General features: G+C 62.5%; 25 protein-coding genes, 1 tRNA gene and 1 pseudogene. 7 read left to right on the top strand and 20 right to left on the bottom strand.

Annotation, left to right across the window (positions count from 1 at the left end):
* Positions 1-34: 34 nt before the first annotated feature.
* Both AB7F11_RS15175 and AB7F11_RS15170 read right to left on the bottom strand, forming a co-directional pair.
* On the bottom strand, positions 35-898 hold the full coding sequence (locus tag AB7F11_RS15175; RefSeq protein ID WP_428289588.1) for a nucleotidyl transferase AbiEii/AbiGii toxin family protein: 864 nt from the start codon (positions 896-898) through the stop codon (positions 35-37).
* Positions 895-1,500 (bottom strand): type IV toxin-antitoxin system AbiEi family antitoxin domain-containing protein, encoded by a 606-nt coding sequence (locus AB7F11_RS15170; protein WP_428289589.1) that lies wholly within the window; start codon positions 1,498-1,500, stop codon positions 895-897. Before AB7F11_RS15170 ends, AB7F11_RS15175 begins: the two co-directional genes overlap by 4 nt.
* Before the next feature lie 658 nt (positions 1,501-2,158).
* On the opposite strand from AB7F11_RS15170, the gene AB7F11_RS15165 reads away from it, so the two are divergent.
* The 4 genes and pseudogenes from AB7F11_RS15165 to AB7F11_RS15150 all read left to right on the top strand — a co-directional run bounded on the left by AB7F11_RS15165 (position 2,159) and on the right by AB7F11_RS15150 (position 6,527).
* Entirely contained in the window at positions 2,159-3,037 is an 879-nt protein-coding gene (locus AB7F11_RS15165; protein ID WP_428289590.1) for a restriction endonuclease, read from the top strand.
* Between the two features lie 13 nt (positions 3,038-3,050).
* Positions 3,051-5,036: pseudogene (locus AB7F11_RS15160) on the top strand (DEAD/DEAH box helicase family protein); the annotation flags it as partial.
* 498 nt (positions 5,037-5,534) lie between these two features.
* Positions 5,535-6,227, top strand: coding sequence for a DUF3427 domain-containing protein (locus AB7F11_RS15155; RefSeq protein WP_428300105.1), 693 nt, complete (start codon positions 5,535-5,537; stop codon positions 6,225-6,227).
* 42 nt (positions 6,228-6,269) lie between these two features.
* Complete coding sequence (locus AB7F11_RS15150; protein ID WP_428291564.1) at positions 6,270-6,527, top strand: hypothetical protein; 258 nt, start codon at positions 6,270-6,272, stop codon at positions 6,525-6,527.
* A gap of 268 nt (positions 6,528-6,795) precedes the next feature.
* Here the strand turns inward: AB7F11_RS15150 and AB7F11_RS15145 are convergent.
* From AB7F11_RS15145 to thrS, 9 genes are all read right to left on the bottom strand, one after another.
* Positions 6,796-6,872: transfer RNA gene (locus tag AB7F11_RS15145), tRNA-Pro, on the bottom strand.
* Between the two features lie 35 nt (positions 6,873-6,907).
* Positions 6,908-7,363 (bottom strand): MerR family transcriptional regulator, encoded by a 456-nt coding sequence (locus AB7F11_RS15140; protein ID WP_428291563.1) that lies wholly within the window; start codon positions 7,361-7,363, stop codon positions 6,908-6,910.
* Positions 7,364-7,555: 192 nt separating this feature from the next.
* Positions 7,556-7,882, bottom strand: a complete 327-nt coding sequence (locus tag AB7F11_RS15135) for an integration host factor subunit alpha (protein ID WP_428291562.1) — start codon at positions 7,880-7,882, stop codon at positions 7,556-7,558.
* 25 nt (positions 7,883-7,907) lie between these two features.
* Complete coding sequence (gene pheT / locus AB7F11_RS15130; RefSeq protein ID WP_428291561.1) at positions 7,908-10,340, bottom strand: phenylalanine--tRNA ligase subunit beta; 2,433 nt, start codon at positions 10,338-10,340, stop codon at positions 7,908-7,910.
* Positions 10,341-10,349: 9 nt separating this feature from the next.
* Entirely contained in the window at positions 10,350-11,402 is a 1,053-nt protein-coding gene (gene pheS, locus AB7F11_RS15125; protein ID WP_428291560.1) for a phenylalanine--tRNA ligase subunit alpha, read from the bottom strand.
* Positions 11,403-11,527: 125 nt separating this feature from the next.
* Positions 11,528-11,887, bottom strand: a complete 360-nt coding sequence (gene rplT, locus AB7F11_RS15120) for a 50S ribosomal protein L20 (protein ID WP_086120609.1) — start codon at positions 11,885-11,887, stop codon at positions 11,528-11,530.
* 24 nt (positions 11,888-11,911) lie between these two features.
* A complete protein-coding gene (rpmI, locus tag AB7F11_RS15115) occupies positions 11,912-12,115 on the bottom strand; it encodes a 50S ribosomal protein L35 (RefSeq protein WP_066151481.1) in 204 nt (67 codons plus the stop codon).
* Positions 12,116-12,296: 181 nt separating this feature from the next.
* Complete coding sequence (infC, locus tag AB7F11_RS15110; protein ID WP_428291566.1) at positions 12,297-12,911, bottom strand: translation initiation factor IF-3; 615 nt, start codon at positions 12,909-12,911, stop codon at positions 12,297-12,299.
* 109 nt (positions 12,912-13,020) lie between these two features.
* Complete coding sequence (gene thrS, locus AB7F11_RS15105; RefSeq protein ID WP_428291559.1) at positions 13,021-14,928, bottom strand: threonine--tRNA ligase; 1,908 nt, start codon at positions 14,926-14,928, stop codon at positions 13,021-13,023.
* 290 nt (positions 14,929-15,218) lie between these two features.
* Here thrS and AB7F11_RS15100 point away from each other — a divergent pair, with 290 nt between their 5' ends.
* Entirely contained in the window at positions 15,219-15,818 is a 600-nt protein-coding gene (locus AB7F11_RS15100) for a hypothetical protein (RefSeq protein ID WP_428291558.1), read from the top strand.
* Between the two features lie 49 nt (positions 15,819-15,867).
* Here AB7F11_RS15100 and aceA read toward each other — a convergent pair whose 3' ends face one another.
* Positions 15,868-17,199 (bottom strand): isocitrate lyase, encoded by a 1,332-nt coding sequence (aceA, locus tag AB7F11_RS15095; RefSeq protein WP_428291557.1) that lies wholly within the window; start codon positions 17,197-17,199, stop codon positions 15,868-15,870.
* Positions 17,200-17,584: 385 nt separating this feature from the next.
* Here aceA and AB7F11_RS15090 point away from each other — a divergent pair, with 385 nt between their 5' ends.
* The gene (locus tag AB7F11_RS15090; protein ID WP_428300104.1) at positions 17,585-18,466 is read left to right on the top strand and encodes a DMT family transporter; all 882 of its coding nucleotides are present in this window, start codon (positions 17,585-17,587) and stop codon (positions 18,464-18,466) included.
* Positions 18,467-18,468: 2 nt separating this feature from the next.
* Here the strand turns inward: AB7F11_RS15090 and AB7F11_RS15085 are convergent, their stop codons facing one another.
* Positions 18,469-19,128, bottom strand: coding sequence for a sulfite exporter TauE/SafE family protein (locus AB7F11_RS15085; protein WP_428290896.1), 660 nt, complete (start codon positions 19,126-19,128; stop codon positions 18,469-18,471).
* Positions 19,129-19,146: 18 nt separating this feature from the next.
* The gene (hemN, locus tag AB7F11_RS15080) at positions 19,147-20,526 is read right to left on the bottom strand and encodes an oxygen-independent coproporphyrinogen III oxidase (protein WP_428290895.1); all 1,380 of its coding nucleotides are present in this window, start codon (positions 20,524-20,526) and stop codon (positions 19,147-19,149) included.
* Between the two features lie 152 nt (positions 20,527-20,678).
* On the opposite strand from hemN, the gene fnr reads away from it, so the two are divergent.
* On the top strand, positions 20,679-21,398 hold the full coding sequence (fnr, locus tag AB7F11_RS15075) for a fumarate/nitrate reduction transcriptional regulator Fnr (protein ID WP_428290894.1): 720 nt from the start codon (positions 20,679-20,681) through the stop codon (positions 21,396-21,398).
* A 21-nt stretch (positions 21,399-21,419) separates the two neighbouring features.
* Here fnr and AB7F11_RS15070 read toward each other — a convergent pair whose 3' ends face one another.
* From AB7F11_RS15070 to ccoO, 6 genes are read right to left on the bottom strand one after another with little or no spacing between them, the layout of a single operon-like run.
* Positions 21,420-21,656, bottom strand: coding sequence for a hypothetical protein (locus AB7F11_RS15070; protein WP_428290893.1), 237 nt, complete (start codon positions 21,654-21,656; stop codon positions 21,420-21,422).
* A gap of 1 nt (position 21,657) precedes the next feature.
* Positions 21,658-21,951 carry a FixH family protein gene (locus tag AB7F11_RS15065; RefSeq protein ID WP_428290892.1) on the bottom strand — a complete coding sequence of 98 codons (294 nt, stop codon included), beginning with the start codon at positions 21,949-21,951 and terminating at the stop codon, positions 21,658-21,660.
* A 31-nt stretch (positions 21,952-21,982) separates the two neighbouring features.
* Entirely contained in the window at positions 21,983-23,482 is a 1,500-nt protein-coding gene (ccoG, locus tag AB7F11_RS15060; RefSeq protein WP_428290891.1) for a cytochrome c oxidase accessory protein CcoG, read from the bottom strand.
* Entirely contained in the window at positions 23,442-24,356 is a 915-nt protein-coding gene (gene ccoP / locus AB7F11_RS15055; protein ID WP_428290890.1) for a cytochrome-c oxidase, cbb3-type subunit III, read from the bottom strand. The genes ccoG and ccoP overlap by 41 nt, the downstream gene beginning before the upstream one ends.
* Positions 24,357-24,384: 28 nt before the next feature.
* Positions 24,385-24,525 (bottom strand): cbb3-type cytochrome oxidase subunit 3, encoded by a 141-nt coding sequence (locus AB7F11_RS15050; RefSeq protein ID WP_428290889.1) that lies wholly within the window; start codon positions 24,523-24,525, stop codon positions 24,385-24,387.
* Positions 24,526-24,542: 17 nt separating this feature from the next.
* Entirely contained in the window at positions 24,543-25,169 is a 627-nt protein-coding gene (gene ccoO / locus AB7F11_RS15045) for a cytochrome-c oxidase, cbb3-type subunit II (protein WP_428290888.1), read from the bottom strand.
* Positions 25,170-25,179: the final 10 nt, after the last annotated feature.

The following is a 25,179-nucleotide window of genomic DNA, read 5'->3' as shown; positions in this document are numbered from 1 at the left end:
AAGCTGACGACACCCGTCCTGCGCTGCGGCGATGTCACGGCGCAAAAGTCTGCAGAACCGGCATCAGTGAGACACGCAGTTTGCCGACGATTGCAGGCAAGGGTTCCAGAGCAAGGTCGTTCTTTCGAAGAAGCGCCAGCCACAGGGCCTGCCGAGAAGCGTCGTCCGCAAATTCGTCTGTCAGGCCGACAGGCAATGATTCAGGAGCCGGCATGCCGCGCCGTTCGAAGGTGGCCTTGATCGCCTGGGCCAACAAGTCGGTGTCCAGGGTCTCCCTGTCCAGAAGCACCGAAAGATCGAAGTAGTCCTTCAGACGGCTGTTGGTCATGCCCAGCAGGGCGATGGCGTGGAGCTTTTCCGCGATGACGGTGTATTTCGGGTAGACCAGCAGGTTTGGCGCGGGGAGATCGTCCAGCAGCACCGGGTAGACCGAATCGACTGGAGCTGGCGTGACCGCGTCACCGAACCCGACGTCGATCTGGGTCTTGCAACGTGCCCGGGCCAGATCGCCTGCGATCATCACGCGAACGCCGCCATACCCTGCTTCCTTGCGGATTTCCTCGACCGTGACCGAAGCCGGATCGAACACGATCCCGTCATCGACCGACACGGCTGCAATGTCACGGAAGACCTGGGCGACCGAGTCCAGATCGCTGGCACCGAAGCCGAGAAGATCGGCATCGCGCGTGGCCCTGTGCGGCATGTCGTACCAGAGCGTGAACAGCAGCGCCCCCTTCAGCAGGAAGCGATCCGCGTGCGGTGACTGGGTCATCCGGTAAAGGATGCGCTCCAGCGCGAAGCGCACCAGCACCTGGTTGAAATCGACGCCCTGCGCCTTGGCCACGTTGAGCAGGCGTGCACGGACTGACGCGGCGACGTTTGGACCGACAGCGCTCATCCGACGCTCTCCAGGTACGGCCGCATCACGTTGGCGACGCGGCAGACCTTGGCGTAGCGCCAGATCTCGTCCACCGACGCCATGTTCCTCGAACGAGCGTCCTTGAGCGCCTCAAGGGCCACGTCGAGGCCGATCTTGTTCCGGTGCTTGAAACAGTCCGCCACGGTCTTGGCCACGCCGTACACCTTGAGCTTGACGCCATCGCGTTCAACTTCTTCGACCCCTTCGGAATAGGCCTCGCCCGTGAACTGCACCATCTTGATCGGCGGGTAGTCGATCCGGGGTGGGTGGCTGCCGCGTGGCATGGCGATCCAGACCTGGCGCGGCAGCTGGGTGGTCAGCTCGTGGAACTGCAGTGCGGTGAGCAGGCAGAACACGGCCTGTGGCACCTTTGCAGCGACAGTGCCGAGGCTCTCGAACTCAGACACCTGTGCATCTGGCAGGCGATAGAGGCCACGCCCGACCCGCTCCAGCAGTCCTGCGGCATTCAGCCGCGTGAGGACAATCCGTGGTGCATCGATCGCATCCAGGTCGCTGGCGCGCAGAAGCCCTCTCTGGCCAACCAGATCAAGGACACGCTGGGTGTGGGTTTCGGAAAGCATGCCGCAGTATGTTCCGTTATTTCGTCGAATGCAAGTAATCGACGTCAAATTGGAACATCCAACCTCCGGGCTTGGTTCAGGCCAGACACACCTATCCGCATAGAAAAATCGTCACAGTTGAACCTGGAAGACAACTGTCGCAAGAAAAACATCCATCCATGCGACACCACGAGTAGGCGCATCGAGTCATCGTGGCTTGCCCGGCACCGCCCTCCCCGCTTGATTTCAGCCCGAATCCAGCACGCAACCAGCCTGCTCTGGCCCCTAGAGTGATTGTCCTCACCCTCGACGATCGATCATGGGCTCGCTCACCAACTTCCTTGCCAACCGCAAGACCCCGGGACTGCATCTCGACCAGTTGAACCTGTTCGATGGCAGACCCTCCAGACTGCCTCTTGCCACATTCAGCTCAACACCTTGACGGCAGGCACCGAGTTGCGCTGTCAAACCGTTTGACAAGTCACTGCTGATCCATTGGGCATGCAAAGCTGCCCCCCTTGATCTGCCCCTTCCGGCTGGTGCTACTCGCCACGACAGGGGTCGGACGGTCCGACCCCTCCGGACAAACTGAAGAGAGATGGATAGGATTGATGGCAGGATAGGCTGAGCGCCAGCAAATGGCTGCCATGCAGCAGTGTCATCAAGGGAGGGACTAAGAATGGCGAGACGCAAGAAAACCAGCACGGCCGATGAGTTGCTGGAACTGGTGGCGATGCTGCCCTGGTGGGCCGGAGTGCTGCTGGCGCTGGTGAGCTACTTCGTGCTCCACAGCATCGCATCCCAACCGGTGGTGGCGCCGACGCAGTCCGGACAAATGGGCGGGATGGTCACGCAGTCCATCTGGAAAGCGCTGGCCACTGTTGGCCAGTACTTCGTTCCTTTCATTTGCTTGCTGGGTGCGGTCACGTCTGCCTGGCGGCGCCGAGAGCGAAAGAACCTGGTGGCTGACGTGGCCGGGAGCAAGGCGACCGACGCGCTCGATGGCATGAGCTGGCGCGAGTTCGAAATGCTCGTGGGGGAAGGTTTTCGATTGCAGGGCTACCAGGTGGTGGAAACCGGGGGCGGTGGTGCCGACGGCGGCATTGACCTCGTGCTTACCAAGCCGGGCAAGAGCGGCGGCGAGAAATTTCTTGTGCAATGCAAGCAGTGGCGCGCCTACAAGGTTGGCGTGGATGTGGTGCGCGAGCTATATGGGGTGATGGCTGCCAAGGGGGCCACCGGCGGATTCGTGGTGACCTCGGGGCGGTTCACCGATGAGGCGATCAACTTTGCGAGCGGTCGCAATGTGACGCTGATTGATGGGCCGAAGCTGCACGGACTGCTACGGCAAGTCCAGGCGGGAGTCGACCGCCCACGTGCCCAGAAGCCTGCTGTGCCGGTGGCACACTCCCCTGCTCCGCCAACCCAAGCGCTGGCTTGTCCTCTGTGCGCGAAACCCATGGTGCGGCGCACCGCCAAACGCGGCGCCAACGCCGGCAACGAGTTCTGGGGCTGCGCTGGTTACCCGGCCTGCCGTGGCACGCGCCCGATCAACTGATTCAAGGACACCGATGGCATTGCCCGATGGCCTCTATGACCTGTTGGTGACCGAGGGGCTGGCCCGTTCGCTCGCCGAGGTGGACCCCTCACGTGCCGATGTGTCGGCGCTCAAGGGTGGGGCAGCTGACCTCCTGGCAGATGTCATCACCCGCCAGCTCTCGACCATCCTCGACGATGTGTCGGGTGACGAAGGCGAGAAGGCAAAGCGACAACTCAAACTGGTCAATGGCCTGCTGGTGATGTTGCGGCAGCGACTCACCGGAAGCAACGCGGATGGCGTCTCCGCGTCTGGCGAAGTGGTGGACCTGGTGGCGCCGCCGTTGCGGGTCCTGAGGGCTGTGCAGCGCGACCAGCAGTTTCCGGTGTCGCCGGAGATTGGGCTGGGCGTGCCCTGGTTGTTCACGGCCGGCAAAGGCTCGCCTTCGCTGCTGCAGGAGATTCGTCGCGAGCTGGCATCGAGCGATCAGGTGGACATCCTGGTCAGCTTCATCACCGTCTCGGGCGTGCGCAAGCTGCAGGATGTGCTGCAGCAGATCACCGCCAAGGGTGCGCAGCAAGATGGGCAGGCGCAACCGAAGACCCGGCTGCGCATCCTCACCACCACGTACACAGGTGCAACCGAGGCACGCGCGCTGGACGAGCTCGCGCGGCTGCCCGGGTGTGAGGTCCGCGTGTCGCTGGATGGCCGGCGCACCCGTCTGCATGCCAAGGCCTGGCTGTTCCAGCGCAAGACCGGCTTTGGTTCGGCGTATGTCGGCAGCGCCAACCTCTCAGGTGCCGCGCTGACCGGCGGGCTGGAGTGGACAGTCAAGCTGACCCAGCGCGCGCAAGAAGCGCTGTTTGCCCGTGCCGTGGCCCACTTCGAGACGCTGTGGGCGGACAGCGAGTTCCAGCGCTATGACCCGGACAACGTTGAACACCGACAGGCCCTGGCAGCGGCGCTGGGTCGAGAGTCGTTTGGCGGCGAGCCCTCTGCCACGATCAGCTTTTTCGACCTGCAGCCCAAGACCTACCAGCTGGAAATGCTGGAGCAGCTGACCACCGAGCGCGCGCACGGTCGAACCCGAAACCTCCTGGTGGCGGCCACCGGTACGGGCAAGACGGTGGTGGCGGCGTTTGACTACCGGAACACCTGCCGCATCGAAGGCGGGCGTCCTCGCCTGCTGTTTGTGGCCCACCGAGAGGAAATCCTGCGTCAGGCCATGCGCACCTACCGCGAGGTGCTGCGCGATCCCGAGTTCGGCGATCTGCTCACGGGAAGTCATCAACCCGAACGCTAGGACCACCTGTTCGCCACCATCGACAGCGTGACCAGCCGCGACCTGGTGGCCACCGTTGGCGTCGACCACTGGCACACGGTCGTGGTGGATGAGTGCCACCGCCTAGCGGCCGATCGGTTTGACGCATTCGCCCGGGCCGTTCGCCCCAGTGTGTTGCTTGGGTTGACGGCAACGCCTGAGCGCAGCGACGGGCAACCCATCGCGCCCTATTTCGATTCGCGGCCGGACGGCAGCCCAGCGGTCGAATTGCGACTGTGGCATGCGCTGGACCTACAGCTGCTGGCGCCGTTCGAGTACTACGCCTGCGACGACGCCACCGACTTTTCGGAAGTGCCTTGGGACAGGCCGGGAGAACGCGAGGCGGTGGACAACCTGGTCACCGGCAACGACGTGCGCGCCAAGCTGGTCATCAATGAATGGCGCCGCCTGGCGTCCGATGCGCGGAAGTCCCGCGCCATTGTTTTTTGTGTGTCGGTCGCGCACGCAGAGTTCATGACCGATTGGCTCAACCGTGCGGGTCTGCCTGCGGCCTGTGTGGTGGGCACGACGGCCGCCGAAGACAGGCGACGTGCACCTCAGCGTTTGGAAAAAGGTGAGCTGTGCGCACTGGTCACGGTGGACCTCTACAACGAGGGCATCGATCTGCCGATGGTGGACACGCTGCTGCTGCTGCGACCCACTCAGAGCCCGGTCCTGTTCCAGCAACAGATCGGTCGTGGTCTGCGTTTGGCGCCCGACAAGGAGAGCTGCCTCGTGCTCGACTTCGTTGGCCAGCACCGGGCCGAGTTCCGGTTTGACCGCCTGTTGTCGAGCCTGACCGGCTTGTCGCGACGTGAGCTGGTGGACGGCGTTGAGAACGGCTTCGGCAGCCTGCCGCCTGGTTGCCACATCCATCTGCAGCGCCAGACGCGAGAGCAAGTGCTGCAAGGCCTGCGATCCCTGACGTCCCAGAACTGGCGCCGTTTGAAGACCGAGCTGCAGACCTATGCGGCACTGCGTGGCCGATCGGCGATTCAACTGGCCGACTTCCTGCACGACCAGGCGCTGGAGCTGGAGGACATCTACCGCACCGGTACCGGACAAGGCCGCAGCGGCTGGACATCGCTCAAGCGCGATGCGGGCTTGATCGTCGCTGAGCCCGGACCTGAAGAGGACTACTTCAGCCGCCGCTTTGGCGATCTGCTGCATGTAGACGATCCACGCCGACTCGATGTGATGGCCGCTGTGGGTTCGCGCCAAGGGAGTTCATCAGCAATCAATGCAGAGGAGGCTCTGGGCGTGCAGATGCTGGCCTATCAGATCGATGGACGCCACGAGCAGGCAGCGGGGCACGAAGCCTTCCTGGAGCGCTTGGAGGGTCACCCAGCCATCGCTGCCGAGCTGGTGGAGCTGTCTGCCCTTCTGCAGGCCCGCAGCACCTTGGGCGCGCATCCGGTGCCCGGTCTAGAAGACACGCCCTTGTGCCTGCACGCAGGCTACGGTGCGCGCGAAATCCTCACGGCGGTGGGCTGGCTGACGGCGTCGCGCCGCGTGCCGTTCCAGGCCGGCACCTTGTCGCTGCTCAGCCGCCAGACCGAGCTGCTGTTCGTCACGCTCGACAAGAGTGAGGGCTACCACGACCGCATCGCGTACCACGACTACGCGATCAGCGCCGAGCGCTTTCACTGGCAATCCCAGAACAGCGCAGGCCCGGACACGCCTGGCGGTCGGCGCTATCTCGAAAGCGCAACCAATGGATGGCAGTTCCAGCTATTCGTGAGACCGCGCAAGGGCGAGGCCTACCGTGCCTGCGGGCCGGTCACGCTGGAGTCGGCCGAGGGCGACCGGCCCATGAGCATCGTCTGGCGCTTGCAGACGCCGCTGCCGGCGCGGTTGTTCCGAGAGTTCAGTGTGCTGCGCGGGGTGTAGTGTCCGGGTAGAGTTCTTCCATCGCACGAACTTCACTTCGACATGTACGACGAACACGATCTCATTGATTCCCCGTTGAACCAGACCTACTCGGCCGATGGGCGTTCGGTCGAAATCCACATCTACCGCATGCCGCACTCAGGCTGGACGCTGGAGGTCGTGGATGACCTGAACAACTCCACGATGTGGGACGGGGAGTTCGCAACGGACCAGGAAGCACTGGACACGGCCATGGCCGAGATCAACGCAGAAGGCATTGAAGCCTTCATCGCGAGATCACCGGACCAACCCACGCACTGAACGCGAGCCGGCAAGAAGTTGCCGTTCGTCGGCGAACTGAAGTCGATGGCGCCAAGCCATACAGGCAACGTCTCATCGTTGCTTGACCACCACAAAGCCAAAACCTGAGAAGTTGCGGAGTCTAGGAATGAGAGTCCTGTCGTCGTGGGCTTTCTTCTGGTCCGTTGAAGAAGCTAAAGCCCAACGGCGGTTTACCCCCCGGTTTACCCCCGGAGCGCCACAAAGAAAAACGGGTTAGCTCATTTCTGAGCTAACCCGTTGATTTTATTGGTCGGCGTGGCGGGATTCGAACTCGCGACCCCTTGCACCCCATGCAAGTGCGCTACCAGGCTGCGCTACACGCCGACAAGCCTTAAATTATAGCTGGCAAACGGAGCCTTTCAGGCGGTGTGCCGAAGAAGCTCGCGTATTTCAAGCAGCTCCCGCCTGACATCGTGGAGCAAGGAACCCGACTCGCGGTATTCGGGATCGTCAGCTTCAATGAATGGAACCACCACATCGCCGCCGTGCACCATCTCATCGAGCTCGATCACGTCAATGGCTTCGCCATCTTCGTTGCGCCGCTTGTCACGCTCGGCCTGCACGATCTCTTGCAGCTTGTTGCGCGCGCCGCTGATCGTGAAGCCCTGGTCGTAAAGCAACTCTCGTATGCGGCGGATCATCAGCACCTCATGGTGCTGGTAGTAGCGCCGATTGCCGCGGCGTTTCATGGGTCTCAACTGCGTGAACTCCTGTTCCCAATACCGAAGCACATGGGGCTTGACACCGCACAACTCGCCCACTTCACCGATGGTGAAGTAGCGCTTGGCGGGGATGGGCGGAAGTGATTTTTCCATGAAAATCAAGGCAGTACAGACCGAACCTTGAAATCTACTCTAACTTGAGCAGGCGTGCGCGGAGGATTGATGAAATCCGTGTGAAATGTTGCAACGGCGCGCCCCTGAGGTGCCGACGGGCCGCCCGCGCGCAGACTCGCTGCCGAGCAGACCGATGCGAAAAACAGCGTGATTGCTCTTTTTGGAGCGTGCTTAGCTGCCAATGACGGCGGTTTGCACCTGCTCTTTGAGCTTGGGGCTGGCGTGGAAGGTGACGACGCGGCGTGCCTGAATCGCCACAGGCTCGCCAGTCCGCGGATTGCGCCCGGGGCGGGGAGCCTTGGTGCGAATCTGGAAGTTGCCAAAACCGGAGATCTTCACGTCGTTGCCATTGACGAGGCTATCGGTGATGAGATCGAAAAAGGCGTCGATCATGTCCTTGGATTCACGCTTGTTCAGGCCAATCTGGTCAAACAGCAGTTCGGCCAGTTGAGCTTTGGTCAATGCCGGGGTCTCCAGGCTTTCAACAGCGAGTTCCATGCGGGGGTTCTCCATCCTCGTTTGATCAGGCGCGCAGCCGGCCGGCCAGCCGTTGCTCCACAGACGCCAGCGCGCCTTTGACAGTCGCTTCGATGTCTTCCTCGGTCAGTGTAGCGTCGTCGCGGTTGAGCACCAGCCGGACCGCCAGGCTTTTTTCGTCGTCGTTCAACGCGCCGGCACCGCCTTGGCCGCCCGCCTGTTTCTTGGGCCGGTAAACGTCGAAAAGCACCACATCGCGCAACCAGGGGTTCGCCGGCGCACGGATCGCATCCATGATCGCAGCGTGAGTGACGGACTCCTTGACCACGATCGCCAGGTCGCGCTCGACGGCCTGATGCCTCCCCACGACCTGGTAGGCAGGCACCGGATGCTCAAGAACCGCATCAAGATCCAGTTCAAACATCACGGGTGCCTGCGGCAACTCATAGGCTTGCCGCCACCGCGGATGCATTTCGCCCACATGGCCAACACAGCGATCGCCCAACCAGACGCTGGCGCAGCGCCCCGGGTGCATCGCAGGGTGTTCAGCGACCCGGAACTCCGGGCTGCGGGGAGACAGCAAGGCCTGCACGTCGCCTTTGGCATCAAAGAAGTCCACCGAACGCTCCGGCATGCCCCATTGCAGGGTGTCCACTCCACCATGGCACAGGCCCGCCACACGCATGGGCTGGGAAAAACCAGCCACGGTCGCGTCGCTGTCGGGCACGGAGGCGTCTCGCAGGAATACCCGGCCCAGCTCAAACAGGCGCACCCGGTCGACGCGGCGATCCAGGTTGAACTTGAGCACCGAGATCAGGCTGCCCAGCAGCGAAGAGCGCATCACGCTCATCTGGCTGGCGATGGGGTTGAGCAGGCGAATGGGTGTGGAATTGCCAGCCAGCTCATGTTCCCAGCGCTCCTCGACGAAGCTGAAATTGATGGTTTCCTGGTAGCCGAGTTGGGCCAGTTGCCGCCGCAGTGCAAAGGGACCACGACGCGCTTCGGGACGGATGCGCGCGGTGATGGGCGCCAGTGGTGGGGTATCGGGGAGGTTCTGGTATCCGATGACACGGGTCACCTCCTCGATGAGGTCCTCCTCGATCAGGAGATCGAAGCGGTAAGCGGGTGGCGTGACCGTGATGACGCCATCGCCCTCCTCGACCGGTAGCCCCAGGCGGCGCAGCGCGCCGGCGCATTGAGCCTGCGTGAGCGACATGCCCGTGACCCTGGCCGCCCGCGCCACGCGCAGGCTCACCGGCTGGACGGCGGGCAAATTCACCACGTGATCGTCCATCACCGCCGCCTGACCGCCACAGATATCGAGCACCAGTTGCGTGATGCGCTCCACGTGCTCCACCGTGGTGGATGGGTCCACCCCGCGCTCGAACCGATGACCGGCGTCGGTGGAGAAGTTGTAGCGGCGCGAACGACCGGCAATGGCCTTGGGCCACCAGAAGGCCGCTTCAATGTAGATGTTGCTGGTGTCGTCGGACACTGCAGTGGCGTCCCCACCCATGATGCCGGCAAGCGATTCGACGCTCTGGTTGTCGGCGATCACACCGACGTGTTCGTCGACGGCGACCGTGTTGCCGTTCAACAGTTTCAAAGTCTCACCCGACTGGCCCCAGCGCACGGTCAGGCCACCGTGGATCTTGTCCAGGTCGAAGATGTGCGAGGGCCTGCCCAGCTCGAACATCACATAGTTGGAAATGTCGACGAGAGCGGTCACGCTGCGCTGGCCGCAGCGAGCCAGACGCTCGACCATCCAGTCCGGCGTGGTCGCCCGGGTGTTGACGCCGCGCACGATGCGGCCGGAAAAACGGCCGCACAGGTCTGGCGCCTGAACCTTCACGGGCATTCGGTCCTGAAGGGTCGCAGGCACCGGCGTGAACACGGGTTCGACCAGGGGTGCTCCCGTGAGTGCGGCCAATTCTCGTGCGACGCCGTACACACTCAAACAGTGCGCCAGATTGGGTGTGAGCTTGAGTGTGAACAGCATGTCGTCCAGCGAGAGTTGCTCGCGAACGTCGCGGCCCAGCGGGGCGTCGGACGCCAGCTCCAGCAAGCCGCCATGGTCCTCGGAGAGCTTCAATTCCCGCGCCGAACACAGCATGCCCTGGCTTTCAACGCCGCGCAGCTTGCCCAGCTTGATCAGGAAGGGTTTGCCATCTTCGCCAGGTGGCAACTCGGCTCCCACCAGCGCACATGGCACCTTGATGCCTGCACGCGCGTTGGGTGCTCCGCAGACGATGTTGAGCAGGCTGCCCTGCCCCACGTCCACCTGGCAGACGCGCAGTCGGTCGGCGTTGGGATGCTGGTCCGCCGTCTTGATCTCGCCCACCACCACCTTCGTGAATGGAGGCGCCACAGGCGCAAGTTCTTCGACCTCAAGACCCGCCATGGTCAGCGTGTCGGCGAGCTGCTGGCTCGTCAGCGGAGGGTTGCAGAAGGCGCGCAGCCAGGATTCGGGAAATTGCATGTCAAGGTCTCAGCGGAACTGGGCGAGGAAGCGGACGTCGCCGTCGAAGAACAGGCGAAGATCGTTGACGCCGTAGCGCAACATGGTCAAGCGGTCTGGCCCCATGCCGAAGGCAAAGCCGATGTAGCGCTCGGGGTCCAGGCCCATGTTGCGCACCACGTTCGGATGCACCTGCCCCGAACCAGCCACCTCAAGCCAGCGGCCGGCCAGCGGGCCATGCTGGAACTGGATGTCAATCTCTGCGCTCGGCTCGGTGAAGGGAAAGAAGCTTGGACGGAAACGCAGCACCAGGTCGTCCGACTCGAAAAACGTGCGACAGAAGTCGGTGAAGACGAACTTCAAGTCCTTGAAGCTCACGTTCTCGCCAATCCACAGGCCCTCACACTGATGGAACATGGGTGAGTGGGTGGCGTCGCTGTCCACGCGATACGTGCGCCCGGGCGCGATCACGCGAATCTCAGGCATGCCAAGGCCGGCATCCAGCGCGAAGCGGTGACGCTTGACGTGCTGCACAGCGTGGCGAATCTGCATGGGGCTGGTGTGCGTGCGCAGCAGGTTGGGCGCCTTTTCGCTACCACCTTCGACATAGAAGGTGTCATGCATCGAACGCGCCGGATGGTCCTCGGGCGTATTCAGCGCGGTGAAATTGAACCAGTCGGATTCAATCTCCGGGCCCTCCGCCACCTCGAAACCCATGGAACCGAAGATGGCCTCGATGCGTTCCAGTGTGAGGCTCACCGGATGAAGACCGCCTTGGCCGCGTTGGCGCCCGGGCAGCGTCACGTCCAGCGCCTCGGCGTGCAGCTGCCTCTGCATTTCTGCTTCGGCCAGTGCCTGACGACGCTCGGCGAGAGCGGCTTCGATGGCCTGTTTGGCAAGATTGATCGCAGCCCCCCGCGTTTTCTTCTCATCGACCGAGAGTGCGGCCATCCCTTTCATCAGCTCGGTGATGCGGCCGGACTTGCCCATAAACAGGGCCTTGGCGTTTTCCAGATCGGCGGGGGCGGCAGCGCGGGCAAACGCGGCTCGTGCGCCTTCGACCAGTTCGTCCAACTCGTTCATGTGTGTGGGGGAATCGTTGGGAAACAAAAAAAGGGTTGAAGCCTGCGAGGGAATCCCTCAAGCCTCAACCCCTTTGAGCGACCGGGTGGCACAGCGGCAAGCCCGCCGTGCGTCCCTGTCGTGAATCAAGCGGCCAGCTTGGCTTTGACTTGCTCCACGATGCTGCCAAAGGCAGCCGGATCGTTCACCGCCAGATCGGCCAGGACCTTGCGGTCGATCTCGATCTGAGCCTTCTTCAGGCCGTTGGCGAACTGGCTGTACGTCAGGCCGCATGCGCGAGCGCCGGCGTTGATGCGGGCAATCCACAGCTGCCGGAACACGCGCTTTTTGGTGCGGCGATCACGGTAGGCATATTGCCCGGCTTTCATCACCGCCTGCTTGGCGATGCGGAAGACATTGCCGCGGCGGCCGCGGAAACCTTTGGCCAGAGCCAGAACTTTTTTGTGTCGGGCGCGAGCCGTGACACCACGTTTGACGCGAGGCATGAGTTACTCCTTGTTCGTCGTTGATCAAATGCCCATGCCGGGCAGCATCTGTGCCATGTGACCCATATTGGTCTCATGCACGGTCACCGCACCCCGCAGGTGGCGCTTGTTCTTGGTGGTCTTCTTGGTCAGGATGTGACGTTTGAAGGCTTGGCCGCGCTTGACGGTGCCACCGGGACGAACGCGAAAACGCTTCTTCGCGCTGCTCTTGGTCTTCATTTTGGGCATTTGCATGCTCCTTTTCATTTGTGCTCGTGAGGCGCTGCGAACCTTCCGCAGACTTGTTGGCCCCGAGCCACTTTTATGGGCAGCCTTTCGGTCACCCGTTCGGCATCAATCCTCTCGGACTGCACCTCGAACCGCCAGGAGACTACTCTGGCGATCCAGTTCTTTGTTCTTCACCAGCGGCTCAAGCCGCCTGTTGTCCTTCCGTGGGGGCCACGGCCACTTCAGCAGCCTTGGGCGCCCCACCGCCAGCCTTCTTGCGTCCAGGCGCAATCATCATGATCATCTGACGCCCTTCGAGCTTGGGAAACTGTTCCACCACGATGGAATCGGCCAGCTCATCGCGAATGCGGTTCAAGAGCGCCAGGCCGAGATCCTGGTGGGTGATTTCCCGACCGCGAAAACGCAAGGTGATCTTGCATTTGTCGCCATCATCCAGAAACCGGCGAATGTTGCGCATCTTGATGTTGTAGTCGCCGTCGTCCGTGCCCGGGCGAAACTTGATTTCCTTGATCTCGATGACGGTCTGCTTGGCTTTCGCCTCAGCGGCCTTCTTCTGCTCCTGGTACTTGAACTTGCCGTAGTCCATCAGGCGACACACGGGAGGGACGGCGGTGGCCGCAATCTCGACCAGGTCCACATCCAGCTCACCGGCCATGCGCAACGCTTCTTGCAGACTGACGATGCCCAGCGGCTCATTCTCCGGCCCGTTGAGGCGAACCTCAGGGGCCATGATTTCCCGGTTCAGTCGGTGTGCGCGCTCTTCACGCTGGCGGCGGTCGCGAAAGTTGGTAGCTATGGTGAGTTCCTTTGTGTGGGCTGATCAGACACGATGGCAGCCCCCAGGGCCGCCGTTGGGCAAACGAGGGATGCCACGACCGCAGGGGCTTCGATCCTGATGTTTGGTGTCAAACCTTGGATGAAACGTCTGCCGCAATGAGTTTGGAAAAGGCTTCCAGCGGCATGACACCGAGGTCTTTGTTACCCCGAGCCCGCACAGCCACGGCATCGGCCGCCTTCTCTTTGTCGCCCACGACGAGGATGAAAGGCAGCTTTTGCAACGCGTGCTCCCGTATTTTATACGTAATTTTCTCGTTGCGCAGGTCGGTTACGACCCTAAGCCCTTGATTCTGCAACGTTTTCGCGATTTCACGACAGTAATCGGCCTGTCCGTCGGTGATGTTGAGCACCGCCACCTGTTCCGGCGCCAGCCAGACTGGCAAGGCGCCGGCGTGCTGCTCGATCAGAATACCGATGAACCGCTCCAGGCTGCCCACGATGGCGCGGTGCAACATGACAGGGTGCGCACGCCCGCTCGTTTCGGTCACGTATTCCCCACCCAGGCGCTCTGCGGTGTTGAAGTCCACCTGCATGGTGCCGCATTGCCATTGCCTGCCGATCGCGTCCTTGAGCGTGTATTCGATCTTGGGCCCGTAGAACGCACCATCGCCGGGTGAGACGATGAACTCGCAGCCTGAACGGCGCAGAGCTTCCATGACCGCGAATTCGGCTTTGTCCCACAGTTCGTCGGAGCCCACCCGTTTCTCTGGACGGGTCGCCACCTTGTAGATGATGTCCTTGAAGCCGAAATCGGCGTAGACCTTCTGCAGCAGGGCGGTATAGGCAATGCATTCGTCCAGGATCTGGTCTTCGGTACAGAAGATGTGGCCGTCGTCCTGCGTGAACCCGCGCACGCGCATGATGCCGTGCAGCGCGCCGCTGGGTTCGTTGCGGTGGCATTGGCCGAACTCGCCGTAGCGCAGTGGCAAGTCGCGGTAGCTCTTGATGCCTTGCTTGAAGATCAGCACGTGCCCAGGGCAATTCATCGGCTTGAGCGCGTACTCGCGCTTCTCCGATTCCGTGGTGAACATGTTGTCGCGGTAATTGTCCCAGTGACCCGTCTTCTCCCACAGGCTCTTGTCCAGAATCTGTGGACCCTTGACCTCCTGGTAGCCGTTGTCCCGGTAAACGGCGCGCATGTACTGCTCCACCGCCTGCCAGATGGTCCAGCCTTTGGGATGCCAGAACACCAGGCCCGGCGCCGTTTCCTCCATGTGGAACAGATCCAGTTCACGGCCCAACTTGCGGTGATCGCGCTTCTCGGCCTCCTCCAGCATCGTGAGGTAGCCTTGCAGTTCTTCCTTGGTCGCCCACGCGGTGCCATAAATGCGCTGCAGCATCTCGTTGCGGTGATCGCCACGCCAATAGGCACCAGCCACCTTCATCAGTTTGAAGTGCTTGAGCTTGCCAGTGCTGGGCACGTGCGGGCCTCGGCAGAGGTCTTCAAAGGCGCCTTCCCGGTAGAGCGACACGTCCTCGTTGCTCGGGATACTGGCGATGATCTCTGCCTTGTAGTGTTCACCGAGACCCTTGAAATACGCCACCGCCTCATCGCGCGGCAGCACGCGGCGCACCACCGGCTCGTCTTTTGAGGCCAGCTCGGCCATGCGCTTTTCGATGGCCGCCAGGTCTTCAGGTGTGAAGGGGCGCTTGTACGAGAAATCGTAGAAAAACCCGTGTTCGATCACGGGACCGATGGTCACCTGGGCATCGGGAAAGAGCTCTTTGACCGCGTAGGCGAGCAAGTGAGCCGTGGAGTGGCGGATCACCTCCAGGCCATCGGCGTCCTTGGCCGTGATGATCGACAGTGGGCTGTCCTGTGTGATCAGGTGGCTGGTGTCGACGACCTTGTCACCGATCTTGCCGGCGAGTGCGGCCTTGGCCAGGCCGGTGCCAATGGAGGCAGCCACGTCGGCGACCGTGATCGGGCCGGGGAATTCACGTTGGGAACCGTCGGGAAGCGTGATGTGCAACATGGTCGTCCAGAAAACAAAAAGCGCGGCAGGAGCCGCGCTGGTGTGAGAGGAACAGGGAATCGGGCAGGCGCGAACTGCAGGCCTCAACGGGCCAGGAGAGTCGTCTCCATAGTTCGCGGTGTCATAACCAGATTGCCTTTCTCGCTCTTGTTGAGTCAGATGGACCACGATTTTCCCACAATTTCCAGGCTCGAGCGCGAAGGCAGGCCGATTGGAAACATCTCCGAACACCCATGAAGTTGCTCTGCGTGCAGACTACACGCTGCTTCCACGTCCCATCCACCGACCGCATGAAACTGCTCCCCTTGTATTTCTCGCTGAGCGCGGTGGCGTTCGCGCCCCTGGCGGTGGTGGCACAAACCCCTGCCAGCCCGCCCGTGGCCAAACCCACCTCCAACGTCAAGCCGCCCACGAAACGCGCTCCGCTGGCTCGCTCGGCTGCCAAGGCCGTTGAAGAGGCAACCCCCATCGAAGAACACTCAGACGTCGTCCTCAGTGAAGCGGATCTCGCCGTCGCTCAAAGGGTATACGTTGGGCAGATTCCCTGCGAACTGGGCTCGACCGTTGAGATCACGCCCGCCAGGCGCCAGGGTTTCTTTCTGGTTCAGGTCAAGAACGTCCGCAATGCACGCTATTTCATGCACCCGGTGGAAAGCCGCACCGGCGCCATCCGGCTCGAAGATCCGAAACGTGGCGCGCTCTGGCTGCAACTCGGCAACAAGTCCATGCTCATGAGCCAGAAGCTGGGTGCCAGGCTGGCGGATGAATGCATGAGCCCGGACCAGTTGACGCTGGCCCAGGAAATGAAAAGAAATCCGCCTCGCAGCCTGCTGGATCCCGCGGAACCCCTCAAGGGCTCTCCGCCCCATCCACCAGCGTCCACCAATTAAAAAGCCACCCCGAAGGGTGGCCCTGTCACCTCGGTCGCTTTGGGCAGGTTCAGTGGAACTGCTCTTCTTCGGTCGAGCCGGTCAGCGCCTTCACGCTGGATGAGCCGCCCTGAATCACGGTGGTCACGTCGTCGAAGTAACCCGCGCCCACTTCCTGCTGGTGCGACACGAAGGTGTAGCCCTTGTCCCGTGCGGCGAATTCAGGTTCCTGCACCATCTCGGTGTAGTGCTTCATGCCTTCGCCGCGGGCGTAGGCGTGGGCGAACTGGAACGTATTGAACCAGTTGATGTGGATGCCGGCCAGCGTGATGAACTGGTACTTGTAGCCCAGCGCGGCCAGGTCTTCCTGGAACGAAGCGATCTGCTTGTCGTTGAGGTTCTTTTTCCAGTTGAACGATGGCGAGCAGTTGTACGACAGCAGCTTGCCGGGGCAGGCACTTTGCACGGCCTGGGCAAATTCGCGGGCAAAGCCGATGTCGGGCACCCCGGTTTCGCACCACACCAGGTCGGCGTAGGGCGCGTAGGCAATGCCCCGGCTGATGGCTTGTTCCAGGCCATTCTTGACGCGGTAGAAACCTTCCTGCGTGCGCTCGCCGGTCAGGAAGGGTTTGTCGTTGGCGTCGTGGTCGCTGGTGATCAGGTTGGCCGCTTCGGCATCGGTGCGGGCCAGCACGATGGTGGACACACCCATGACGTCGGCGGCGAAGCGCGCGGCGATCAGCTTTTCGCACGCCTCCTGCGTGGGCACCAACACCTTGCCGCCCATGTGGCCACACTTCTTGACGGCTGCCAACTGGTCTTCGAAGTGCACGCCGGCCGCACCGGCGGCAATCATGTTCTTCATGAGTTCAAAGGCATTGAGCACGCCGCCGAAACCCGCTTCGGCGTCAGCGACGATGGGCAGGAAGTAGTCGATGAACTCCGGGCTGCCCGGCTCGATGCCACGGCCCCACTGGATTTCGTCGGCGCGCTTGAACGTGTTGTTGATGCGCCGCACCATGGTGGGCACCGAGTCGTACGCGTAGAGCGATTGGTCGGGGTACATGGTTTCGGAGGTGTTGCCATCGGCGGCCACTTGCCAACCGGACAGGTAAACCGCTTCCAGACCCGCCTTGGCCTGTTGCATGGCCTGGCCCGCGCTGATGGCGCCGAACGCATTCACGTAACCCTTCTTGGCGCCACCGTTGACCTTGTCCCACAGCTTTTCGGCGCCGCGCTTGGCCAGCGTGTGCTCGATCTGCATGCTGCCGCGCAGTCGGACCACGTCAGCGGCGGAATAGCCGCGCTTGACGCCCTTCCAGCGGGGGTTGGTCGCCCAGTCTTTTTCCAGGGCTTCGATCTGTTGGGCGCGGCTGAGTTGCTCGGTGAGAGATTGGGGCATGGCGGACTCCGTGAGGTTGATGAAAAGGGATGGCTTCGGGGTTTGCATCGTCGACATGCAAGCGGGATGCCGATGGGTTGACTTTAAGTCTTATAGAAGAGTTTTGAAAGCTCTTATGTCTTATATAAGATAAAATTTTTCTGGTTATTTTTCAACGATGTATTCATATGATTTCTCGATGCGAAAATCAATCTCTTGCATTGAGAAAAAATCGTGCGGCGCAACATTCTAGTATTTCATATTGCGAAAACCTCATTTCTCATGCAGGAATCGCACGAGGTGGCTTCGGGCATGATGCAGCCCACTTTCGTGCAGCCGCCCTCTTTCCGTGAATCCATCTCCTCCCCTGACCCGCTGGTGGGCCTATGGCTGCCTCGCCCTGAGCATGGCCCTGGTCGGCAGCTACGTGGCTTTGTCCAAGCCGCTGGTGCTCGTGTTTCCGGTGTTCCTGCTGGCCTGGCTGCGCTTTGGCATCGGCGGCCTGGCGATGTGGTCCTGGCTGCGCAAGCCGACGTCCGAACCTCCCATGACGCCACGAACGCGGTGGTTGCTGTTCCTGGAGTCGTTCCTGGGAAATTTCCTGTTTTCCATCTGCATGCTCTTCGGTGTGAGCATGACCACCGCCGTGGCTGCGGGTGTCGTCATGTCATCCATTCCGGCCGTGGTAGCGGTGCTGAGCTGGCTGTTCCTGCGCGAGCGCATCGGCTGGCGCAGCGCCGCCGGCATCGCCTGCGCGGCCATTGGCATTGGCCTGTTCTCACTGCAAAAGGGGGATGCGGGCGCAAGCGTCGAGGTTGACACCAGTGGGCCGTTCGGCATCAGTCGTGCGCTGCTGGGGAATTTGCTGGTGTTCGCGGCGGTGGTCTGCGAGGCGTCGTACGTCGTCATCGGCAAGCGCCTCACTGAGGGGCTGAGCCCCAGGCGCATCTCGGCAGTCATCAACCTCTGGGGCTTCGCGCTGGTCACACCGTTGGGCATCTGGACTGCCTGGCAGTTTGACTTCGGCTCCGTGGCCGCACCCATCTGGGCGCTGCTGGTGTTTTACGCTTTGGCCGCCAGCATGTGGACGGTGTGGCTCTGGATGACCGGCCTCAAGGTGGTGCCGGCTTCACAGGCGGGTGTGTTCACCGTGATGCTGCCGATCAGTGCGGCGGCCATCGGTGTGTTGTTCATGGGCGAGCGCCTCACCGCGTTGCAGGGTGTGGCATTCGGCATTGCCTTGCTGGGCCTGGTGCTGGCCACACTGCCAGGGCGAAACGCTCGCTGACCTCAGGCGCACCACAGCCCGGAGGGCTGTGTGATGCCCATCCAGACCGCCCAACCCGAGGTCAGTGCCAACGCCAACCCGGCCAGTCGGATGCCCCAGGCGCCCGATCGAGCGCCGCGAAGGCGCAGCAAGAGCCAGGGGCCAGCCGTGAGCGAGACCGAGGTGCCCAGTGAAAACAACGCCATGATGACCGCACCCTCGAGCGCGTTGGCCGACAGCGACGCGACCAGCAAGGCGGAATAGAGCAACCCGCACGGCATGAGCGCCCAGCCAACACCCAGCACCACAGGCGCACGCGGCCCCAACTTGCCCAGCACCGGCCGGGCGCGACGCCACACGTTCTGGCCCAGCGCCTCAATCCACGCCGGCTGCCGAGCCTGCCAGAGCAGCACCGCACCCAGCATCAGCGCCGCCACGTGGAACATGGTCCAGACCGGGCGCAGCACAGCGGTGTTGGTACCCAGCCAGGCCAGGCCCTGCACCGAGCCGGCGGCCAGGGCGCCGAACAAGGCGTAGCCCACCATGCGACTGAACTGGAAGGTCATGAGCGCAGACGTGCTGCGAACTCCGGCAGCCCGACCGATGCCCGCGCAGGCCGCACCGCACATGGCCACGCAGTGGGGGCCGCCCACCAGGCCCATGAACAGGGCCGTGATCGCCATCGTGGTCTGCATCGTGGTTCAGATGATCCGAGAGAATTTCGCCCGATCTTGGTCGACCTGCAAATTCTTGTCGAACACCATGGCGATCGCCCGCACAAGGTACCAACCGGTCTCCGTTACCTGCACGCCGCCAGGCTGGATCGTCACCAGCCCCTGTTCGGCCATGTCCTGGAGCACCTCCAGCTCGCGCTCGAAATACCGCTTGAAGTCGATCAGGTGACCCAGTTCGATCGACTCAAACTGCAACTCGCCCTGACACATGAGCGACATGATGACCGCGCGACGCAAAAGGTCGTCGCGCGTGAGTGCCAGCCCGCGCACGATGGGCAGGCGCCCCTGGTCCAGCAGGTCGGCGTACTCTGCCAGCGTCTTGGCATTCTGGCTGTACGTGGCGCCGATGCGGCCAATGGCGGAAACGCCCAGGCCGATCAGGTCGCAGTCGGGCTGGGTGCTGTAGCCCTGGAAATTGCGGTGCAGTCGACCCTGCCGCTTGGCCACTGCCAGCGTATCGGTGGGCAGCGCGAAGTGGTCCATGCCCACGTACACATAGCCTTCGCCCATGAGGGCATCCAGCGAAGCAGAGAGCATGGTCAGCTTGTCGCCAGGGCTCGGCAGTTCGGCGGACACAATGCGCCGCTGCGGCTTGAAACGCGAGGGCAGATGGGCGTAGGCGTACAGCGCGATGCGATCGGGCCGCAAGGCGTTGACCTGGGCCAGCGTGCGGTTGAAGGATTCAGGCGTTTGCAGGGGCAATCCGTAGATGAGATCAACGTTGACGGACTCGAAACCGATGCGGCGCGCAGCCTCCACCAACGCAAACACCTGCTCGGCCGGCTGCACGCGATGCACTGCCTTCTGCACGGCAGGATCGAAGTCCTGCACGCCGAAACTCAGGCGGTTGAAACCCAGGCGCGCCAACGAGCGAAGGCGCTCCTCGGTGACGGTGCGCGGGTCCACCTCGATCGAGTACTCGCCACCGGGCGCCAGGGTGAAATGCCGACGCAGCATGGCCATGAGGTCCTCTAGCTCTGCGTCCGAGAGGAAAGTGGGGGTTCCGCCGCCAAGGTGCAGTTGGGAAACGGCGTGCCCCACACCGAAATGCGCCACCTGCAACTCCACTTCGCGCGCGAGGTAGCGCAGGTACTGCGCGGCGCGCTCGTGGTGCCGGGTGATGACCTTGTTGCAAGCGCAGTAGTAGCAGACCGATTCGCAAAACGGGATGTGCACATAGAGCGAGAGCGGCAACGCCATGGATCCGGCACGGCGCTGCCCCAGTGCCTGGATATGGTCGTGCTCGGTAAAGGCTTCGACAAATCGGTCGGCTGTGGGGTACGAGGTGTACCGGGGCCCCGGGACGTCGAAACGCCTCAGCAGGTCGTCGGAAATGGCGTGGCTCACGGGATGGTCTCCATATCAGGCTTCACTGTGCAACAGAGAGGCACCTCCCCCCTTGATCTTGGTCAAATGTGGTCAGCGGGAGGCATGGGCATTGAGCATCGACACTCCATGGGGGTATGCTTCGAGCTTTCAGGGATCAATACGGACTGCATATGGACGCCCAAAGCATCAAGGTCGCCTGCTCTAGCTGCAACCTTCGCGAGTTGTGCCTGCCCATGGGACTCAATGCGGGCGAGATGGACAAGCTCGACCGGGTGATTTCCACGCGCCGACGTGTCAAGCGCGGCAGCGCACTGTTCAACGTGGGCGACAAGTTCACATCGCTCTACGCCGTACGCTCGGGCTTTTTCAAGACCTGCGTGACCACAGCCGACGGCCGCGATCAGGTGACCGGCTTCCAGATGACGGGCGAGATCATTGGGCTGGATGGCATCGTGAGCGACCGCCATTCCTGCGATGCCATTGCACTGGAGGACGCCGAGGTCTGCATCATGCCTTTCGACCAGGTGGAAGAACTCTCTCGGGAATTCACCACACTGCAGCACCATGTCCACAAGATCATGAGCCGTGAGATCGTGCGCGACCACGGCGTGATGCTGCTGCTGGGCAGCATGCGGGCCGAGGAGCGCCTCGCCGCGTTTTTGCTGAACCTTGTGCAGCGGCTGCATGCGCGTGGCTTCTCGCAATCCGAGCTGGTGCTGCGCATGACGCGCGAGGAGATCGGCAGCTATCTCGGCATGAAGCTGGAGACCGTGAGCCGCACTTTTTCGAAGTTTGTGGAAGACGGCATCATCGACGTCAAGCAGCGCTACGTGCACATCAAGGACACCGACGCGCTCAGGCAGATCGTGAATCCCCCGAACTGCAAATGAAGATGTCCGACGGCGGATCGGTCAACGGTTGATGTCGCTGGACGGCCTGGCCAGCAGCAGCGTGAGCGCGCTGGACACCGCTGCCACCGCCCAGAACACGAAGAAGGCCACGGTATAGACCGCCTGGCGAGACCAGTGCAGGGGCTGACCGAACCAGTGCAGATCGCTTGGGTCGACCAGGGCAAACACCACCATCTCCAAGACGGCCGCCAGCAGGAAGGCCGGCCAGACGATCACCATCCAGGGCCGCGCGTCCATGTCAACGGTCCTGCGGCACCACGGGCGACGCGGCGTGGTTTCGGGCCTGGTGGGCCGGCTGCAGCTTGATCAGCGCGTCCGCCCTCGCCTGGCCTTGCAATGCCATGGCGGCCTGGCGGTCGCGTTCGAACGCGCTTTTGTCCAGGACGGGATCGGCGTTGTGAACCGCGATCCAGGCGGTGATGAGGCTGGCCACCACCACCGCCAGCGGTCCGCCCACCACGAGCCACATCTGCGGCACGCGCCACCACGCCGGTGAGGGGGCTTTGAGTACGCTGGGGGCGGATAGGCTCATGGTTTGCTCCTGGTGGGATAGGGTTCGGGCTTCATCGCGGCACGACGAAGGCAGCCTTTTCGGTCACGCGCGAGACGCCATCGCCCGTGGCATGGATCTTGAACTCGATAGGATGCGAGCCCGTGCTGGCCGCGTCAGGCGGAATCTGCACCCGCACCGCGGCCGAACGCACCTCGGTGGGCAACACCTCGATCTCGGCATCCGAGGCCAGTGTGATGCCCGGCAGGCCTGTGACACTGATGACGTAGCGCTGTGTCGATTCGGTGGCGTTCATGATCTGAAGACGAAACACGTTTTCGATTCGCCCTTGCTCCACCATGCGCGCCAGCGCGCCACGGTCGCGAATCACATCCACCTTGAGCGGCGTTCGCAAGAAGAGGCTCACGCCCACGGCCAGGGTGATCGTCGACAGGATGCCGGTGTACACAAGCACGCGCGGGCGCAACGCACGCTGCAACATCTGGCGCGTGTTCCAACCCTGCGCCATGCCATTCTGGGTGGAGAACCTGATGAGGCCACGCGGATAGCCGACCTTGTCCATCACCTCGTCGCACACGTCCACACAGGCTGCGCAACCGATGCACTCGTACTGCAGCCCTTTGCGGATGTCGATGCCGGTGGGGCAGACCTGCACGCAAAGTGTGCAGTCCACACAGGAGCCCAGGCCAAGCGCCTTGGGATCGGCCTTCTTTGACCGTGCGCCTCGCGGTTCGCCTCTCTGCGCATCGTAGGTCACGATCATGGTGTCCTTGTCGAACATCGCGCTCTGAAAGCGCGCGTAGGGACACATGTACTTGCAGACCTGTTCGCGCAGGAATCCGGCATTGCCGTAGGTGGCGAAACCGTAGAAGAAGACCCAGAAGGTTTGCCAGGGACCGAGCGACGCGGCGAGTGCCAGCGCACCGAGCTCGCGAATGGGGGTGAAGTAGCCGACAAAGGTGAAGCCAGTCCACAAGGCGAAGGCGATCCACAGCGCATGCTTGAGGGATTTCTTGCCGAACTTGGCTGCGGTGAGCTTCGAACCGTCCAGCCGCAGCCGGGCCGAGCGATCGCCCTCCACCTTCTTTTCGATCCAGAGAAAGATTTCGGTGTAAACGGTCTGAGGACAGGCAAACCCGCACCACAGGCGCCCGGCCACGGCGGTAAACAGGAAGAGTGAGAGCGCCGATATCACCAACAGGCCCGTGAGGTAGATGAAATCCTGCGGATACAGCACCAGGCCAAAGATGTAGAAGCGGCGGACTTCCAGATCGAACAACACCGCCTGCCGCGCATTCCACTCCAGCCAGGGCAGGCCGTAGAAGACGATCTGCGTGATCCACACCGTGAGCCAGCGCCAGCGAGAAAAGATGCCCGACACCGAACGGGGGTGGATCTTCTGGCGCGAGGCGTACAGAGAAACCATCTCCTCGTCCTCGGCGGGCACCGAGACGATGGGAATGACGGTCTTGGGCGAGCTGGCGCCGGTGCTGGCGGTGGTCACGGGGAAATCAGTTGGCGGTGGCGGGCTTGCGGGACAGGCCCCAGACATAGGAAGTCAGAACCTGGATCTGATCGGCGTTGAGCTTGCTGGCCTGAGCCGGCATCTGGTTCGTGAAGCCGTTGTTCACGGCGCGCACGATCGCCTCCTCGCCCCAGCCGTGCAGCCAGGTTCCATCGGTCAGATTGGGTGCGCCCATGGCCTGGTTGCCCTTGCCGTCCATACCGTGGCAAGCCGCGCAGGCTCCAAACTTGGCCCTGCCTTGCACCGCGCGCACCGGATCGTGGGGGGTGGCGGAGAGACTGAGCACGTAGTGCGCGACGTTGCGCACATCCTCCGGGGTCCCCACGGCTGCGGCCATGGGCGGCATCACGCCCGTGCGCCCTTCGGTCAGTGTCGTCTTGATCAGAGCGGGTTCTCCGCCCCAGAGCCAGTCGCCATCGGTGAGATTGGGGAATCCGCGGGCGCCTCGAGCGTCCGAACCGTGGCACTGCGCGCAGTTGTTCATGAACAGCCTTTCGCCGATCGCCATGGCACTGGCGTCACCGGCGAGTTGCTCGGGCGTCATGCCCTGGAACTTTGCATAGATGGGTGCGATGGCCTTCTCGACTTTTTCCACCTCGGCCTTGTGCTGCCCATCGGAAGACCAGCCCAGCACACCCTGGTAGGTGCCAAACATGGGGTAGAGCATGCCGTAGATCAGGGAAAACACGACGGTGATGACGAAGAGATAGACCCACCACTTCGGCAGCGGGTTGTTCATTTCCCGCAGGTCACCGTCCCACACATGGCCGGTGGTGTTGTCGGCGGAGGCGGCCACCTTGGTGGTGCCACTCACCCACAGCAGGATCACGCAGGCCACGATGCTGACCAGAGTGAGCCCTGCCACGTAGATCGCCCAGAAGTTGCTTGTGAAGTCGCTCATGATGTTTCTCTACTTGTTCGGGCCGAGTTCATGCTTCGTCTTCGAATGGCAGGCGAGCTGCCTCGTCGAAGCGATCCTGATTGCGCCTGGACCATGCCCAGGCGACGATGCCCAGGAAAGTCAGCAGGCTGATCACCGTCATGATGCTGCGCAGGTCGTTGATGTCCATGGTGTTCTCCGCGGGGCTCACTTGATGGCGGTGCCCAGCACCTGCAGGTAGGCGATCAGGGCTTCGAGCTCGGTCTTGCCCTTCACATCGGCGGTGGATGCGGCGATCTCTTCGTCGGTGTAGGGCGCACCCAGCGTGCGCAGCACTTCCATGCGGCGCGGAATGCCGGCCTCGTTCACGGTCCTTTTCTCGAGCCAGGGGTAGGCCGGCATGTTGGACTCCGGCACCAGATCGCGTGGATTGATCAGGTGCAGGCGGTGCCATTCGTCGCTGTAGCGTCCACCCACGCGGGCGAGGTCGGGCCCCGTGCGCTTGCTGCCCCACTGGAACGGGCGGTCATAGACGAACTCACCTGCCACCGAGTAGTGGCCGTAGCGCAGCGTTTCGGCCTGGAACGGCCTGATCATCTGCGAGTGGCAGTTGTAGCAGCCTTCGCGCACGTACACGTCGCGTCCGGCAATCTGCAGTGCGCTGTAGGGCTTCAAGCCTTCCACAGGTTGCGTGGTGGATTTCTGGAAGAACAGCGGAACGATCTCGACCAGCCCGCCGACCGCGATCACCAGCACGATGAGCACGATCATCAGGAAGTTGTTGGTCTCGATCCGCTCGTGGGTGAAACCCTGGGGTTTGTTGTTTTGAGCCATGGTGTTGTCC

It is taken from the genome of Hydrogenophaga sp., assembly GCF_050250835.1.
In the GTDB taxonomy this organism is placed as follows: domain Bacteria; phylum Pseudomonadota; class Gammaproteobacteria; order Burkholderiales; family Burkholderiaceae_C; genus Hydrogenophaga.
This window is presented reverse-complemented; position numbering and strand designations above follow the sequence as displayed.